Source organism: Bacillus sp. SJ-10, from assembly GCF_002843505.1.
Lineage (GTDB): Bacteria > Bacillota > Bacilli > Bacillales > Bacillaceae > Bacillus > Bacillus velezensis.
Map to the genome: position 1 here is coordinate 473,095 of NZ_CP025258.1, position 16,906 is coordinate 490,000.

The following is a 16,906-nucleotide window of genomic DNA, read 5'->3' on the forward strand; positions in this document are numbered from 1 at the left end:
GGTCTTATCCCAATTCATTCTCTATAATTCCAATTGATAATAGTTATCAATTGAACAGGAGGAACAATAGATGAAGAAATTGGCATTCGCTTTCATGATTTTGCTTTTGGCTTTCACGGCCGCGGCTTGCGGAAGCTCAGAAACATCCGATACAGCAAGTAAAGGAAAGGACGCTTCTTCAGATAAAAAGAAAATCGAATATCTAGGAAAAACATATGAAGTCAAAGCGCCGACTGACAAAATCGCCATTACAGGCAGCGTAGAATCAATGGAAGACGCCAAATTGCTTGACGTTCATCCGGCAGGAGCAATTTCTTTCTCCGGCAAATTCCCGGAACTGTTTAAAGATATTACAGATAAATCCGTATCAACGGGAGAAAAAATGCAGCCGAACATGGAAAAAATTCTTGAGCTGCAGCCGGACGTCATTCTGGCATCAACCAAATTCCCGGAAAAAACGTTGAAAAAATTGAGCGGCACCGCTGAAACGATCCCTGTCTCTCATATCTCATCAAACTGGAAAGAAAACATGATGCTGCTCGCCCAGCTTACAGATAAAGAGAAAAAAGCGAAAAAAATCATCGCAGATTACGAACAGGACCTGAAAAAGACAAAAACAAAGATCAACAGCAAAGCGAAACAGTCAAACGCGCTGGTCATCAGAATCAGACAAGGCAATATTTATATTTATCCTGAACAAGTATATTTCAACTCCACGCTTTACGGTGATTTAGGCCTGAAGGCGCCGGACGAAGTCAAAGCGGCGAAAGCGCAGGAACTGATTTCTCTTGAAAAATTAAGCGAAATGAACCCTGACCATATCTTCGTACAATTCTCTGATGACGAAAACGCAGATAAGCCGGACGCTTTGAAAGACTTAGAGAAAAATCCGATCTGGAAGAGCCTGAAGGCAGTCAAAAAAGACCATGTATACGTCAATACGATTGATCCATTAGCCCAAGGCGGAACCGCATGGAGTAAAATCAGCTTCTTACAGGTTGCGGCTGACAAATTGACTCAAGACTAATAAAGAGTAGGTTTTTCACATGTATGCAAAACGGCGGACACACATTATTATCATTGCTTCACCGATTGCCATTGTTCTGTCACTGCTGCTTTCCGTTTTATACGGCGCAAAGCAGCTTGACTTCCATACCGTGTTCTCCGCATTGCTGCACTTTAATCCGGAGAATACCGACCATCAGATCATATGGCATTCAAGAATCCCGAGGGCTGCCGGCGCTATGTTTATCGGCGCCGCCCTTGCTGTTTCCGGAGCGCTCATGCAGGGAATCACACGGAACTATCTGGCCTCGCCTTCGATCATGGGTGTGTCGGACGGCTCCGCTTTTATCATCACCCTTTGCATGGTATTGCTCCCTCAATCGACATCCATTGAAATGATCATATACTCGTTTATCGGTTCCGCATTCGGCGCCGCTCTTGTTTTCGGGCTGGCCTCCATTCTTCCCGGCGGTTTTACCCCGGTGCAGCTTGCCATTATCGGAACGGTGACCAGTATGCTTCTCAGCAGTCTGTCGGCTGCGCTTTCGATTTATTTTCAAATTTCGCAGGATCTCAGTTTTTGGTACAGTGCGAGACTGCATCAAATGAACCCTGATTTTTTGAAACTGGCCGTCCCGTTTTTTGCGATCGGAATCATCACGGCCATGATTCTCAGCAAAAAGGTCACTGCCGTATCATTAGGAGACGACATTTCAAAAAGTCTGGGACAGCAGAAAAGAACCATCAAACTCATGGCGATGGCGGCCGTTGTCATATTGACCGGAAGCTCGGTGGCACTCGCCGGAAAAATTGCCTTTGTCGGTTTGGTCGTTCCGCACATCACACGTTTTCTCGTCGGATCGGACTACAGCAGGCTGATCCCATGCGCGTGCATCATCGGCGGCGTCTTCCTGACCCTTTGCGACCTTGCCAGCCGATTCATCAATTATCCGTTTGAGACGCCTATTGAAGTTGTCACTTCTATCATCGGTGTTCCTTTCTTTCTTTATTTGATTAAAAGAAAAGGAGGGGATCAGCGTGGTGCGTAAAATGGCCGGAATTTATATCATTCTGATTGCTCTCATATTGTTCGTAAGCTATTTCAGCATGACAAGCGGTTCTTTTTCCGCAAAGCCGGGTGAACTGCTCAGTACGCTTTTCCGCATCCATCCGAATCCGCAATATGACATTTTGCTGTTTCAGCTGAGGCTGCCTCGCATTGTCATGGCTGCTGCCATCGGGCTCGGATTGGGGATAGCCGGAGCCGTTATTCAGGCCATTACCAAAAACGGGCTTGCCGATCCCGGTATTTTGGGCATTAATGCCGGAGCCGGAGCCGGAATCGTCGCGTTTATGCTTCTGTTTCAGGGACAATCTGAAGCGACGGCACTTGCCTCTGCGATGGGTATGCCTGTCTTCGGCCTCATCGGAGGATTGATGGCGGCCGTGCTGATCTATATTTTCGCCTGGCACCGGGGGCATCTGGAATCGGGCAGAATTATTCTCGTCGGGATCGCCATGAATTCAGGATTCAGCGCGCTGTCTTTATTTCTTTCATTAAAAATGGACCCGCAGGATTATGAGATGGCGATGGTTTGGAAAAACGGCAGCATCTGGTCGGCAAACTGGATGACCATTACGGCGATCCTTCCGTGGCTGATCTTGTTCATTCCTCTTCTTATGGCGAAAACGTCATTGCTGGATACCATTCGTTTCGATGAGGACACGGTGAAAAGTCTCGGTGTTTCAACCAATAAAGAAAAAACGATTTTACTCATTGCCTGCATCGCTTTGATCAGCGCATGTGTAACCGCAGCGGGCAGCATGGCATTTGTCGGGCTGATCGCGCCCCATATTTCCCGCAGGCTCGCCGGGATTGAGCACAGATACTCATTACCGGTCAGCGGATTGGTCGGTATGCTCCTCGTCATATCCGCCGACTTTGCGGGCAAATTGTTCTTTCAGCCTTCAGAAGTGCCGGCGGGAATTATTCTTGCGATTCTCGGCGTTCCTTATTTCTTTTTTCTTCTGTTTAAGCAGAAGAAGGGGCTGGATGCATGAGGGGCACCCTTACAGAACACCGGATAAACGGAAAGGAATGCACTGTGTATCTTCCTCCCTCCTATTCGGTTCAAACAGGGGCTTTACCCTGTGTGTACGTACTTGACGGGGGGTCTTTGTTTTTAGAACAGATGGATAAGCTTGAATCCCAATTTGCGAACGGAACACTTCCCGAATTGATTTTTGCCGGCATCAAACCGGCTGACAGGCTCGATGAGTACACGCCGTGGCCCGCGCCTTCCCTGAGCCCTGCGTTTCATGATTTCGGCGGCAAAGGGAGGCTCTTTCTCGAGGAGCTGACAGATGCCATCATTCCAACTGTAGAAGATATGTATCACATTTCTGCACATCCGGAAACAAGAGGACTGATCGGCGCGTCATTAGGCGGACTGTTTTCGATATACGCGATGCTACAAAAGCCTGAAATATTCGGCAGAATCGGCTGTATTTCCGGTTCCTTCTGGTATGAAAAATCAGCAGATTATGTCCGCTCCGCATCTTTGCGTCCGGCACGGCGGCGTATCTATATGTCTGTCGGCAGCCGCGAAGCTGAGCATAAAAACAACATCCAAAACACCATGATCCGACAAAATAAAGACGTGCATGAAAGCCTGAGGCAAAAAGGCTTTTCTCAATCTCAGCTCTCTTTCACTGTTGAAGAAGGCGCCGTGCACCATCAAGAAGCATTCAAACGACAATTCAATGCAGCACTAAGCTGGCTGTACGGAAAAAACCGCTCACGTAGCTGAGCGGTTTTTTTCATACTTCATCACGACCGGCTTAAGTTCAAAGCGTCTCAGCAAATAGCCGAACAAAGCGGCAAGGATTTGCTGAAAGAGCATCCCGATGACGACCGGAACCGCCACTTGAGACGGAAAGAAAGACACGGCGAGAACGGCTCCGGCGCTGATATTGCGCATGCCCCCTGTATAAATCAGGGACACGATTTCATCCTGGCTCCGCTTCATCAGTCTTCCGATCAGCCAAGCCACGGCATAACCCGTCATGGCAATAAAAAATACCATGCCTGCAATGCCCGCAAATTTGATATCCACGTGCGTGACATACGGCGCGATTTCCGAACTGTTAATGGCAATGACAATCATCAGACAGATTTTTGAAAAAGGAGACAGCGACCGGCTTATTGCCTGAGTCCTTACCGGCGGGGAAAACTGGTTGACCATCATCCCTGCGATGGATGGAATCACCACCATCTCCGCCAGCCCTTTCATCATTCCCCACACATCCATCTGAACATTCGCCCCGGCCAGGACAGACAGGCTTAACGGTACGATAAAAGGAGAAAGCACGGTATCAACCAGGATAATAGACAGCGTCAATCCGACATTTCCCTTATACATCGCAGCCCAAATCAAACTCGTAATTCCGGTCGGAATCACCACACCCATAATCAGCCCCGTCACAGTTAAAGGGTCACCGCTGAAAATCAGATGGCCGCTTCCCCATGCAAAAACAGGCATGAAAATATGCAGAACAAACAATGCCATGATCATCGGGAGCGGCTTCTCGATACTGCGCTTCAGCGATTGAAAATTGGCACTCAGACTGCCCGTAAATGTAATAAATGCAAATATCCACGGCACAGCGCCGGCCATCCAGCTGATATGCTGAGATAACAGCACACCCGCCGCCACACTTGACGGAGTCAAAAGCGGCATGATTCTCCCCAACACTTGGTTCAACTTCTGTAGCCACATCATATGCAAGTCTCCTATATACGGTTTTCAAATCTCATTCATTATAACAATGCAAACCCACAAATTTAACCGAAAAAAAGCCCGGATATATTCATCCGGACTTCACAAATTCTATGCCATTTGTTTCATTAAATCTCGGCTTTTCTGATTTAATCCCTTTAATTCAGCCTCAATTCCGTATTCTTTACATTTGGCGACAATTTTCTCAAGAGCCGCCGCTCCCGAATCATCCCACACGTGGGCATCGGTCAAATCAATGACAATTCGTTTCACGTCTTCATCATAAACGATGGCATTCATCAGTTCAGACACGGAAGCAAAAAAGATTTGTCCCGTTACCTTATATGTTCTGACATCTTTCTGTTCGGAATGTGACACAATCTTCAGCTTAGAAATTTTAGCCGTAAAAAAGATCGCGCTTAGCAGCACACCCGCGAAGACACCCTTTGATAAATCATTTGTCAGGACGACCGTCACGACGGTAATAACCATAACGATCGAATCAGTAAGGGGCGCTTTCCGTAAACCTTTAATCGATGACCAGTCGAACGTGCCGATGGACACCATAACCATCACGGCCACCAGTGCAGCCATCGGAATTTTCACGACGATACCGCTTAATACGGCAATTAAAAACATTAAAAACGCGCCGGCCGTAAAAGCCGATAACCGGCCGCGTCCGCCGGCTTTCGTATTAATGACAGACTGGCCGATCATGGCGCATCCGGCCATGCCTCCGAAAAATCCGTTCACAATATTGGCGATGCCTTGTCCGCGGCTTTCTTTGTTCTTATCACTATCCGTATCCGTCATTTCATCAATGATCTGGGCTGTCAGCAATGACTCGAGCAATCCGACGAATGCAAGCGCCAGTGAATACGGGAAAATAATCCGCAATGTCTCAAACGTCCACGGAACATCCGGTATCAAGAAATGCGGAAGTGAACTTGTAATCCCGCCCATATCACCGACCGTGCGGACATCCGCATGGAAGACCACCGCAATGATCGTCATGACAATAATCGCCACCAGCGGAGACGGCACAGCCGTCGTAACCTTCGGCAATAGATATATGATAGCCAGTGATCCGGCAAGCATGGCGTACATGACCCATGAAGCTCCTTTGAACTGCGGCAGCTGCGCAGAAAAAATCAAGATCGCCAAAGCATTCACAAATCCGATCATGACCGAACGCGGAATAAATTTCATCAATTTCGCTATCTTACTGACACCAAGAATAAATTGAATAATACCTGTCAAAATGGTTGCCGCAAACAAATACTGCAGCCCGTAATCAGCCACCAATGTCACCATGACAACCGCCATTGAACCCGTAGCGGCTGAAATCATTCCCGGTCTGCCGCCGAAGATAGAAATAATAATCGCGATACAAAATGATGCATAAAGGCCGACCATCGGATCGACACCTGCAATAATTGAAAATCCGATCGCCTCAGGGATCAGAGCGAGAGCAACCAGAATACCGGCCAGAATGTCTTTACGTACATTCCCGAACCATTGCTGCTGTAACGTATAATCTTTCAAATGATAACGACTCCTTTTCACTGTAAATATCCGCACCCTATCAGTTGGAAACATTGATTTTCATCTGGGGAATATGAGGCAGGCTTACGGGGAAAAAGAGGACACGCTCAGAGTATAATGTCATTGAGGAAAGGAATTGTTAACAAAGAGTATCATATTAAACTTTAAAGAAATGTGCAAGACCGTATAAATAAGAAAAGAAAACGACTCTCACTGGAGCCGTTTCCGCTTTTATAAAAGTTCCGGATCAGACACAAGAATCGTTTTTATTGCGCTGATATCCTTTCTTTCTTTTGTCACCGGGTCGATGCCCATGAGATGATCAATGGCTTCTTCATAATTCTTCAGTTCCGTCTTTTCCGTAATAAAATCATAGAGCTGCGGAAGGTCGGACGCGCATGCTAACGCGGCCTCCATGATCTGGCGGGCTTCACCTGTGCCCACAATCGTCACGCCGTTTGACAGCAGCTGGTACGGCCTGACCGTCATCTCATACGTATCATCAAAGCCCATCGGCACGATTCTGCCTCCCTTTTCAATAAAAGGATAAGCCCAATCAAGCTGGTTGCCGATCGCGTCAAAAATCACATCAAATTTTCTTCCTTGATTAATCCGTTTCACTTCATCCACGGTTAATGCTTCAGGGTGGTAGACATAATCCGATATCCGGCTCGCCGCCTCGCTTCGGAAACTGCCTATTTCAGTCGCAACCGTCAATCGCGCCAGTTTTTTCACCATCATTTGCACAAGCAATCCGATTGGTCCCGACCCCAAAACCAAGACCGAGTCCTCCGGCTGAATCGAAGCCTTGTCCACAACATTCAGCACACAAGAGAGAGGCTCAACCAATGTGGCCCGCTCCCATTCCATTGAATCCGGAATTCTGTACATGAACCTGTCTTCCCCCACGTAATATTCCGCAAACGTTCCGTGCGCCCCGATTCCGAGCTGCCAATCCTCGAAGGTTTCGCAATAACACGTCAGCCCTCTCCGGCAATAATGACATTTCCCGCAAAACTGCGTAGGATCTATCACGACGCGGTCTCCGACTTTTACATTTGTCACGTCCGGTCCGATTTCCACGACCGCTCCCACCGATTCATGCCCCATAATCATATGATGGGTTGCATTCATTTTTCCTTTCAGCACATTTAAGTCCGTTCCGCAGATACCGGTTCCGAAAATTTTCACTTTCACATCATTGGATTTCCGAATTTGAGGCTCGTCCACCTCTTGATATTCAAGCTTATCATTAGGAGTCCAGACCAACGCCTTCATATTTCTCTTCCTTTCTGCCCCAGCGGATTTGGTCTAACAATGTTTGATGAAGCTCCTTCGTTGATGCCGCAATACATGATTGCTGATTCTGATAACTTAAATCTGTCAGAAGCGTTTCGTCCAAAGACCGGCCGTATGCATCCGTAATGACCACTCCCGCCTTCTTCGCCAAAAAGACGCTTGCGGCAATATCATAAGGAAACAAATGCAGCACCTGCCCGTTCCCGACCTGCTGAAAATCTGAAAGCAGCTTCGGATCATCTTTCAGCAGACGATTACCGATATCCACATAAGCATCCATCTGCCCCGTGATAATTCGCGAAATCGAATAAGAAGCGCTGTTGAAAACAAAAACCCCGCCATTATTGGCCGACTGGTCAATCAGATGTCCGTATGCGTCCGTCATCAGCTGCGCCGGATGCCCGTTAAATTCAAGGCTCCAAAACATATTTTTAATATCCCGCACTCCGCTCAAATTCGGCAATTCTCCATGATACCCTTCAAAATGAATCGCATCGCTGTATATATCACCGTACATATAAGCGCCTGATTTCAATTCAAGTAAAAAAGCAAATTCGATATCCTTAATCTTTGCGTTTGGCTTATACGAAGCAAGCGCAATCGAAATACACGACATTTCAAGTCCCGCGGCGGCCGGGCGCGTTCCGTCTATCGGATCTACAATTAAAATATATTGCGGATCTTCTCCAATCAGCTTCAGGCCGCCATCCTCCGTGTAAAAAGCAACCGGATGGCCCTTTTCTTGAATATAATCCAGCACCGCCTCCTCAGCAGCGGCGTCTATGTTAAATTGGGCGTCGCCTCCCGGAGAATAGCCGTTTACGAGCCGGTTTTTCAGCGTGCCTTTTTGATTTTTCACCTTTTGATAAACAAATTGTCCAAGCCCAATGATATAATCTCTCACTTGATTTCCTCCAATAGCTTGCGAAGTCTGTAGCAGAGCACTTCGGCTTCACTAAGTGTAATGGTTAAAGGCGGACGGATTTTAAATACATTTCCGAATCCGTAACGGGATGTCCGGAGAATCAGCCCGTAATCCATTGCCCGTTTAGCAATATAATTGGTCAGCTCCACATCCGGTTCATTGTTCTCTTTAACAATCTCCACACCGATCATAAGACCGACGCCTCTTACCTCAGAAATAAAAGCGAAATCCTCTTTCATCGTTTCTAAGCGATCCATAATATAATGACCGACCGTCGTTACATTTTCCAAAAATCCCGGGCGCTGCATAATATCTATGGTTTTACACGCGGCAGCGGCGGCCATCACATTTGAGCCGTACGTGAAGGAGTGCGTATACCCCGGAAGCCCGGTATACTTGTCCTCCGTCAGAGTGGCGGCGACTTGGAAGCCTGTGCCCCCGAGCCCTTTTGCTACCGTCATCATATTAGGTTTCACATCGAAGTGGTCCGCGGCAAACATTTTGCCCGTCCGTCCGAACCCGGTCTGAATTTCATCAAAAATCAGGGCGATATCATGTTCATCACAAAGCTTTCTCAGCTGTTTAAAATACTCTTTAGGCGGAACGACGTTTCCACCGTTTCCGGATATCGGTTCAATAATCATGGCGGCAATTTTTCCATTGCTCGCATACTCAATAAAATCATTAATTCTTTCTACGCACAGCATACCGCATGAATCAGGTTTCTGATTATAAAAACAGCGGCTGCAATACGGATCGGGGACTTGCAGGCCAAAAGAAATTTGCGGCGGGAAAGGTTCTTTTCTGAATGAGTTGCCGGACAAAGCGGAAGTCATATACGTTTGTCCGAGGTGGCTTCGAAATAAGGAGATGACATCGGTTTTTCCGGAGTAATACTGAGCCATTTTAATAGCTCCTTCATTTGCACCGGAACCGCTGCTGACTTTAGGGTGTACTTTTGTGAGATTATCGGGGGCGATTTCTACTAGTTTTTCTGCCAGTTTATTTACGGCGTCTGTTTGAAAGGATGATGTCACATGGATCAGCTTATCGGCTTGTTCTTTAACCGTATCAATGACTTCTTTGTTACCGTATCCTAAATTCAAGTTAAATGTGGCAGAAGCGCAATCAATGTACTCATTTCCCTCTTGATCGTACAGGTAAATCCCTTCTCCGCGCTCCATTACTACATCGTCAACACTGTAATACAAGCTGTCTGGATTCGTGATTTCCTTCGTTCCCACAAATACCACCCCTATGAAATTATTAGAATTTCGCTTTTTATCGTATAAATTATTGAAAATAATGTCAACGATCTTTCTTGTAAAAAATGTTAACAATTTGTTAACGTTACCATAAGGGATGTACGACAAAAAGTTATGTGATATAGTAACAATACTTGGATTTTTTGTAAAAACATCATGGTCATACGAGTAGAGAGAAATATTATTTTACCAATAAGGAGATAAAATGATGAAAACTCGTCTGCTGTGGATAAGCTGTTTTTCTTATGGATCGATTGCTTTTACACTTGTTATTCTGGGAGCCGTACTGCCTGAGTTACTCACACATTATTCACAAAGCTACAGTAATGGCGGAGTATTGGTATTCTCTCAGTTCATGGGCTTTCTCATCGGTGTCATCGGAATGCCATACATGGTGAAAAAGCTTGGGCGCAAAAACGTCGTTATCTTTGGCCTGGCGCTCATCAGCTGTGAAATGTTCATCACCTTCCTGCCGCCCTGGCCGCTGCTCTTTCTTCTCGTCAGCATCGCAGGGCTTGGCGCCGGACTGGTGGAATCCTGCGTAGGCACGATCATCCTCACCGCTATTAAAGAAAGACAGGCTGTGGCCATGAGCAAGATGGAAGTGGCCTACGGATTAGGTGCGCTGTTCATGCCTCTGCTCTCAGGCTTTCTTATCAACAACCACATGTGGACAATTGCTTTTTTAGTATTAGGGTTATCCAGTTTTGCACTTTTAATCGCATGGAAGCAGATGAGTTTCGGCAGTATTGATCAGCTTCTCATCCGCAAAGAGGTCTCTTCTGCTGACACTCAAAAAGAAAGTACCGGTTATCGGTCACACGGATTGCTGTTTATTGCCTTGGCGGGTGCTTATTTCTTCTTTTACGGCGGCAGTGAAGTTTCAATTGTACATTTTATCCCCTCCATTTTCGCTGAGAAATGGGATATCCCCAACTCTTTGGCAACGATAACAGTTACAGTGTATTGGACGGGTATGATCATCGGAAGGTTATTAACAGGCCCGGTATCAGAAAAGCTGACATATCACCGTTATCTTCGTCTCATAAGCATTGGCGGTCTGGCAGCACTTACCGTATTAGCATTAAGTAAAAACGTATGGTTCGGTTTTGCCCTTTGCTTCTTTTTAGGACTGTTCATGGCAGGCATGTTTGCAATAGCCCTAATCATCACGAATCATTTTTATCCCGGAAAGACAGAAACAACTACCAGTATTCTGCTCGCTTCAAACGGATTAGGAGGTTCACTCCTTCCGATCGCCGTCGGCTGGAGCTTAGATGAATATCCCGCACAAACTGCATTCTGGCTGTTTACTGCACTGATGCTCCTTATGCTGCTGATTGTGTTCAGTTTAAGAATGCTCGAGACAATAAAATCAAACAATCTTCAAAATCATAACAGCAAAGCAAAATCAATGTAAACAAAAAAGCTAATGCCTTTCAAAGGCATTAGCTTTATATATCTATGTGATCTTCCATATAAAAAACCCAGTTCATCATAAACTGGGTTAAGATAGCTTGGCGGCGTCCTACTCTCACAGGGGGAAACCCCCGACTACCATCGGCGCTGAAGAGCTTAACTTCCGTGTTCGGCATGGGAACGGGTGTGACCTCTTCGCTATCGCCACCAAACCATTGAGAGTGTTCTCTCAAAACTAGATAACAGTAAGCATACATTCAAATTGGTTAAGTCCTCGATCGATTAGTATCTGTCAGCTCCATGTGTCGCCACACTTCCACCTCAGACCTATCAACCTGATCATCTTTCAGGGATCTTACTTCCTTGCGGAATGGGAAATCTCATCTTGAGGGGGGCTTCATGCTTAGATGCTTTCAGCACTTATCCCGTCCGCACATAGCTACCCAGCGATGCCCTTGGCAGAACAACTGGTACACCAGCGGTGCGTCCATCCCGGTCCTCTCGTACTAAGGACAGCTCCTCTCAAATTTCCTGCGCCCGCGACGGATAGGGACCGAACTGTCTCACGACGTTCTGAACCCAGCTCGCGTACCGCTTTAATGGGCGAACAGCCCAACCCTTGGGACCGACTACAGCCCCAGGATGCGATGAGCCGACATCGAGGTGCCAAACCTCCCCGTCGATGTGGACTCTTGGGGGAGATAAGCCTGTTATCCCCGGGGTAGCTTTTATCCGTTGAGCGATGGCCCTTCCATGCGGAACCACCGGATCACTAAGCCCGACTTTCGTCCCTGCTCGACTTGTAGGTCTCGCAGTCAAGCTCCCTTGTGCCTTTACACTCTGCGAATGATTTCCAACCATTCTGAGGGAACCTTTGGGCGCCTCCGTTACCTTTTAGGAGGCGACCGCCCCAGTCAAACTGCCCACCTGACACTGTCTCCCCGCCCGATAAGGGCGGCGGGTTAGAAGGTCAATACAGCCAGGGTAGTATCCCACCGATGCCTCCACCGAAGCTGGCGCTCCGGTTTCCAAGGCTCCTACCTATCCTGTACAAGCTGTACCAACATTCAATATCAGGCTGCAGTAAAGCTCCACGGGGTCTTTCCGTCCTGTCGCGGGTAACCTGCATCTTCACAGGTACTATAATTTCACCGAGTCTCTCGTTGAGACAGTGCCCAGATCGTTGCGCCTTTCGTGCGGGTCGGAACTTACCCGACAAGGAATTTCGCTACCTTAGGACCGTTATAGTTACGGCCGCCGTTTACTGGGGCTTCAATTCGCACCTTCGCTTACGCTAAGCGCTCCTCTTAACCTTCCAGCACCGGGCAGGCGTCAGCCCCTATACTTCGCCTTACGGCTTCGCAGAGACCTGTGTTTTTGCTAAACAGTCGCCTGGGCCTATTCACTGCGGCTCTCTCGGGCTTGCACCCTAACAGAGCACCCCTTCTCCCGAAGTTACGGGGTCATTTTGCCGAGTTCCTTAACGAGAGTTCTCTCGATCACCTTAGGATTCTCTCCTCGCCTACCTGTGTCGGTTTGCGGTACGGGCACCTCTCACCTCGCTAGAGGCTTTTCTTGGCAGTGTGGAATCAGGAACTTCGCTACTATAATTCGCTCGCCATCACAGCTCAGCCTTCACGGGAAACGGATTTGCCTATTTCCCAGCCTAACTGCTTGGACGCGGATATCCAATACCGCGCTTACCCTATCCTCCTGCGTCCCCCCATTGCTCAAATGGTGAGGAGGTGGTACAGGAATATCAACCTGTTATCCATCGCCTACGCCTTTCGGCCTCGGCTTAGGTCCCGACTAACCCTGAGCGGACGAGCCTTCCTCAGGAAACCTTAGGCATTCGGTGGAGGGGATTCTCACCCCTCTTTCGCTACTCATACCGGCATTCTCACTTCTAAGCGCTCCACAAGTCCTTCCGGTCTTGCTTCACAGCCCTTAGAACGCTCTCCTACCACTGTTCGAAGAACAGTCCGCAGCTTCGGTGATACGTTTAGCCCCGGTACATTTTCGGCGCAGAGTCACTCGACCAGTGAGCTATTACGCACTCTTTAAATGGTGGCTGCTTCTAAGCCAACATCCTGGTTGTCTAAGCAACTCCACATCCTTTTCCACTTAACGTATACTTTGGGACCTTAGCTGGCGGTCTGGGCTGTTTCCCTTTCGACTACGGATCTTATCACTCGCAGTCTGACTCCCAAGGATAAGTCATCGGCATTCGGAGTTTGACTGAATTCGGTAACCCGGTAGGGGCCCCTAGTCCAATCAGTGCTCTACCTCCGAGACTCTTACCTTGAGGCTAGCCCTAAAGCTATTTCGGAGAGAACCAGCTATCTCCAGGTTCGATTGGCATTTCACCCCTACCCACACCTCATCCCCGCACTTTTCAACGTGCGTGGGTTCGGGCCTCCATTCAGTGTTACCTGAACTTCACCCTGGACATGGGTAGATCACCTGGTTTCGGGTCTACGACCACGTACTCAATTCGCCCTATTCAGACTCGCTTTCGCTGCGGCTCCGCATCTTCTGCTTAACCTTGCACGGGATCGTAACTCGCCGGTTCATTCTACAAAAGGCACGCCATCACCCGTTAACGGGCTCTGACTACTTGTAGGCACACGGTTTCAGGATCTCTTTCACTCCCCTTCCGGGGTGCTTTTCACCTTTCCCTCACGGTACTGGTTCACTATCGGTCACTAGGGAGTATTTAGCCTTGGGAGATGGTCCTCCCGGATTCCGACGGAATTTCACGTGTTCCGCCGTACTCAGGATCCACTCAGGAGAGAACGAAGTTTTGACTACAGGGCTGTTACCTCCTATGGCGGGCCTTTCCAGACCTCTTCATCTACCTCGTTCCTTTGTAACTCCGTACAGAGTGTCCTACAACCCCAAGAGGCAAGCCTCTTGGTTTGGGCTGGTCCCGTTTCGCTCGCCGCTACTCAGGGAATCGCATTTGCTTTCTCTTCCTCCGGGTACTTAGATGTTTCAGTTCCCCGGGTCTGCCTTCTCATATCCTATGTATTCAGATATGGATACCACTCCATTACGAGTGGTGGGTTTCCCCATTCGGAAATCTCCGGATCAAAGCTTGCTTACAGCTCCCCGAAGCATATCGGTGTTCGTCCCGTCCTTCATCGGCTCCTAGTGCCAAGGCATCCACCGTGCGCCCTTTCTAACTTAACCGTTAAAAAGAATCACTACGTGATATCTTGCATTACTAATTGAATGTGAATTACTTCTGTTATCTAGTTTTCAAAGAACAACATCTCGAAGAATCAAATGATCCTTCAAAACTAAACAAGACAGGGAACGTTCTGTTTATAAGACCCAAGGTCTTATATTCCGTTAAAATCCTTAGAAAGGAGGTGATCCAGCCGCACCTTCCGATACGGCTACCTTGTTACGACTTCACCCCAATCATCTGTCCCACCTTCGGCGGCTGGCTCCTAAAAGGTTACCTCACCGACTTCGGGTGTTACAAACTCTCGTGGTGTGACGGGCGGTGTGTACAAGGCCCGGGAACGTATTCACCGCGGCATGCTGATCCGCGATTACTAGCGATTCCAGCTTCACGCAGTCGAGTTGCAGACTGCGATCCGAACTGAGAACAGATTTGTGGGATTGGCTTAACCTCGCGGTTTCGCTGCCCTTTGTTCTGTCCATTGTAGCACGTGTGTAGCCCAGGTCATAAGGGGCATGATGATTTGACGTCATCCCCACCTTCCTCCGGTTTGTCACCGGCAGTCACCTTAGAGTGCCCAACTGAATGCTGGCAACTAAGATCAAGGGTTGCGCTCGTTGCGGGACTTAACCCAACATCTCACGACACGAGCTGACGACAACCATGCACCACCTGTCACTCTGCCCCCGAAGGGGACGTCCTATCTCTAGGATTGTCAGAGGATGTCAAGACCTGGTAAGGTTCTTCGCGTTGCTTCGAATTAAACCACATGCTCCACCGCTTGTGCGGGCCCCCGTCAATTCCTTTGAGTTTCAGTCTTGCGACCGTACTCCCCAGGCGGAGTGCTTAATGCGTTAGCTGCAGCACTAAGGGGCGGAAACCCCCTAACACTTAGCACTCATCGTTTACGGCGTGGACTACCAGGGTATCTAATCCTGTTCGCTCCCCACGCTTTCGCTCCTCAGCGTCAGTTACAGACCAGAGAGTCGCCTTCGCCACTGGTGTTCCTCCACATCTCTACGCATTTCACCGCTACACGTGGAATTCCACTCTCCTCTTCTGCACTCAAGTTCCCCAGTTTCCAATGACCCTCCCCGGTTGAGCCGGGGGCTTTCACATCAGACTTAAGAAACCGCCTGCGAGCCCTTTACGCCCAATAATTCCGGACAACGCTTGCCACCTACGTATTACCGCGGCTGCTGGCACGTAGTTAGCCGTGGCTTTCTGGTTAGGTACCGTCAAGGTGCCGCCCTATTTGAACGGCACTTGTTCTTCCCTAACAACAGAGCTTTACGATCCGAAAACCTTCATCACTCACGCGGCGTTGCTCCGTCAGACTTTCGTCCATTGCGGAAGATTCCCTACTGCTGCCTCCCGTAGGAGTCTGGGCCGTGTCTCAGTCCCAGTGTGGCCGATCACCCTCTCAGGTCGGCTACGCATCGTTGCCTTGGTGAGCCGTTACCTCACCAACTAGCTAATGCGCCGCGGGTCCATCTGTAAGTGGTAGCCGAAGCCACCTTTTATGTCTGAACCATGCGGTTCAAACAAGCATCCGGTATTAGCCCCGGTTTCCCGGAGTTATCCCAGTCTTACAGGCAGGTTACCCACGTGTTACTCACCCGTCCGCCGCTAACATCAGGGAGCAAGCTCCCATCTGTCCGCTCGACTTGCATGTATTAGGCACGCCGCCAGCGTTCGTCCTGAGCCAGGATCAAACTCTCCGATAAAGTAGTTTGACTGACTACGCACATCGCTGTGCGATTTATTTAAAACTTTGAATTAACAGGTACGTTTTGTCTTGTTTAGTTTTCAAAGATCATTACCGCTTGTTGAAGCAACTTTATTATCTTACCACTCAGCTTCTTTTATGTCAACAACTTTTTTTAAGTTGTTTCCGAAGCTTTTTGTTGTTGTCTGCTGTTCATCAGCGACGTTTAATAATATACCACGGTGCCTCTCTATAAATCAAGCATTTTTTAAAAAAAAGAGAAAAAAAGAAAACCAGTATATTATCTTTATAGTTTGAGAATGGTCGGGAAGACAGGATTCGAACCTGCGACCCCATGGTCCCAAACCATGTGCTCTACCAAGCTGAGCTACTTCCCGATTTTTAAATATATTATGGCGCGCCCGAGAGGAGTCGAACCCCTAACCTTTTGATCCGTAGTCAAACGCTCTATCCAATTGAGCTACGGGCGCAATCAATTTCACAATATCCCGTTGGGATAAAATGGAGCGGAAGACGGGATTCGAACCCGCGACCCCCACCTTGGCAAGGTGATGTTCTACCACTGAACTACTTCCGCAAGTAAAAATGTAATGTACAGCCAGAATACAGCATCAGATAACCAAAAACTGTATTGTTATTTATTCAGTAAAACTCCAAACGGTATAACCCGCAGACTAATCTAAAGCATACTGTTCATTATGACAAAAGTAATTATATCAAGGTTTTGATAAAAGTCAATACCGTTTAACA

At 48.0% G+C, this 16,906-nt stretch carries 10 protein-coding genes, 3 tRNA genes and 3 rRNA genes; 5 read left to right on the forward strand and 11 right to left on the reverse strand.

Going from position 1 to position 16,906, the window contains the following annotated elements; genetic code table 11:
• Positions 1–70: 70 nt before the first annotated feature.
• From CXL14_RS02355 to CXL14_RS02370, 4 genes are read left to right on the forward strand one after another with little or no spacing between them, the layout of a single operon-like run.
• Positions 71–1,027 (forward strand): ABC transporter substrate-binding protein, encoded by a 957-nt coding sequence (locus tag CXL14_RS02355; RefSeq protein ID WP_003156778.1) that lies wholly within the window; start codon positions 71–73, stop codon positions 1,025–1,027.
• 19 nt (positions 1,028–1,046) lie between these two features.
• On the forward strand, positions 1,047–2,054 hold the full coding sequence (locus CXL14_RS02360) for a FecCD family ABC transporter permease (protein WP_007609051.1): 1,008 nt from the start codon (positions 1,047–1,049) through the stop codon (positions 2,052–2,054).
• 1 nt (position 2,055) lies between these two features.
• Positions 2,056–3,066, forward strand: a complete 1,011-nt coding sequence (gene feuC, locus CXL14_RS02365; RefSeq protein ID WP_014720650.1) for an iron ABC transporter permease FeuC — start codon at positions 2,056–2,058, stop codon at positions 3,064–3,066.
• The gene (locus tag CXL14_RS02370; protein WP_014416767.1) at positions 3,063–3,815 is read left to right on the forward strand and encodes an alpha/beta hydrolase; all 753 of its coding nucleotides are present in this window, start codon (positions 3,063–3,065) and stop codon (positions 3,813–3,815) included. The genes feuC and CXL14_RS02370 overlap by 4 nt, the downstream gene beginning before the upstream one ends.
• Here the strand turns inward: CXL14_RS02370 and CXL14_RS02375 are convergent.
• The 5 genes from CXL14_RS02375 to CXL14_RS02395 form a co-directional block, all read right to left on the reverse strand.
• The gene (locus CXL14_RS02375) at positions 3,804–4,745 is read right to left on the reverse strand and encodes a bile acid:sodium symporter family protein (RefSeq protein ID WP_088056555.1); all 942 of its coding nucleotides are present in this window, start codon (positions 4,743–4,745) and stop codon (positions 3,804–3,806) included. The genes CXL14_RS02370 and CXL14_RS02375 overlap by 12 nt on opposite strands.
• Positions 4,746–4,895: 150 nt before the next feature.
• Positions 4,896–6,329: a SulP family inorganic anion transporter gene (locus tag CXL14_RS02380; RefSeq protein WP_014720647.1), complete on the reverse strand. Its 1,434-nt coding sequence runs from the start codon at positions 6,327–6,329 to the stop codon at positions 4,896–4,898.
• Positions 6,330–6,560: 231 nt separating this feature from the next.
• Positions 6,561–7,607 carry a zinc-dependent alcohol dehydrogenase gene (locus CXL14_RS02385; RefSeq protein ID WP_003156784.1) on the reverse strand — a complete coding sequence of 349 codons (1,047 nt, stop codon included), beginning with the start codon at positions 7,605–7,607 and terminating at the stop codon, positions 6,561–6,563.
• Positions 7,582–8,532: an inositol monophosphatase family protein gene (locus CXL14_RS02390; protein WP_014416764.1), complete on the reverse strand. Its 951-nt coding sequence runs from the start codon at positions 8,530–8,532 to the stop codon at positions 7,582–7,584. Before CXL14_RS02390 ends, CXL14_RS02385 begins: the two co-directional genes overlap by 26 nt.
• Positions 8,529–9,797, reverse strand: coding sequence for an aspartate aminotransferase family protein (locus tag CXL14_RS02395; RefSeq protein WP_007408029.1), 1,269 nt, complete (start codon positions 9,795–9,797; stop codon positions 8,529–8,531). Before CXL14_RS02395 ends, CXL14_RS02390 begins: the two co-directional genes overlap by 4 nt.
• Positions 9,798–10,026: 229 nt before the next feature.
• On the opposite strand from CXL14_RS02395, the gene CXL14_RS02400 reads away from it, so the two are divergent.
• A complete protein-coding gene (locus tag CXL14_RS02400) occupies positions 10,027–11,238 on the forward strand; it encodes an MFS transporter (RefSeq protein ID WP_172618048.1) in 1,212 nt (403 codons plus the stop codon).
• A 95-nt stretch (positions 11,239–11,333) separates the two neighbouring features.
• Here the strand turns inward: CXL14_RS02400 and rrf are convergent.
• From rrf to CXL14_RS02430, 6 genes are all read right to left on the reverse strand, one after another.
• Positions 11,334–11,449, reverse strand: a 5S ribosomal RNA gene (rrf, locus tag CXL14_RS02405).
• Between the two features lie 50 nt (positions 11,450–11,499).
• Positions 11,500–14,429, reverse strand: a 23S ribosomal RNA gene (locus CXL14_RS02410).
• A gap of 175 nt (positions 14,430–14,604) precedes the next feature.
• A 16S ribosomal RNA gene (locus CXL14_RS02415) occupies positions 14,605–16,154 on the reverse strand.
• The 16S, 23S and 5S rRNA genes sit together here with 3 tRNA genes alongside, the layout of an rRNA operon.
• 302 nt (positions 16,155–16,456) lie before the next feature.
• Positions 16,457–16,533, reverse strand: a tRNA-Pro gene (locus CXL14_RS02420).
• A 16-nt stretch (positions 16,534–16,549) separates the two neighbouring features.
• A tRNA-Arg gene (locus CXL14_RS02425) sits at positions 16,550–16,626 on the reverse strand.
• A 32-nt stretch (positions 16,627–16,658) separates the two neighbouring features.
• Positions 16,659–16,733 (reverse strand) — tRNA-Gly (locus tag CXL14_RS02430).
• Positions 16,734–16,906: the final 173 nt, after the last annotated feature.

Coding starts and splice junctions, on each gene's coding strand:
- CXL14_RS02370 (WP_014416767.1), top strand. CDS start 3,063: ATGAGGGGCACCCTTACAGAACACCGGATAAACGGAAAGGAATGCACT.
- CXL14_RS02360 (WP_007609051.1), top strand. CDS start 1,047: ATGTATGCAAAACGGCGGACACACATTATTATCATTGCTTCACCGATT.
- CXL14_RS02375 (WP_088056555.1), bottom strand. CDS start 4,745: ATGCCGCTTTTGACTCCGTCAAGTGTGGCGGCGGGTGTGCTGTTATCT.
- feuC (WP_014720650.1), top strand. CDS start 2,056: ATGGCCGGAATTTATATCATTCTGATTGCTCTCATATTGTTCGTAAGC.
- CXL14_RS02355 (WP_003156778.1), top strand. CDS start 71: ATGAAGAAATTGGCATTCGCTTTCATGATTTTGCTTTTGGCTTTCACG.
- CXL14_RS02400 (WP_172618048.1), top strand. CDS start 10,027: ATGAAAACTCGTCTGCTGTGGATAAGCTGTTTTTCTTATGGATCGATT.
- CXL14_RS02385 (WP_003156784.1), bottom strand. CDS start 7,607: ATGAAGGCGTTGGTCTGGACTCCTAATGATAAGCTTGAATATCAAGAG.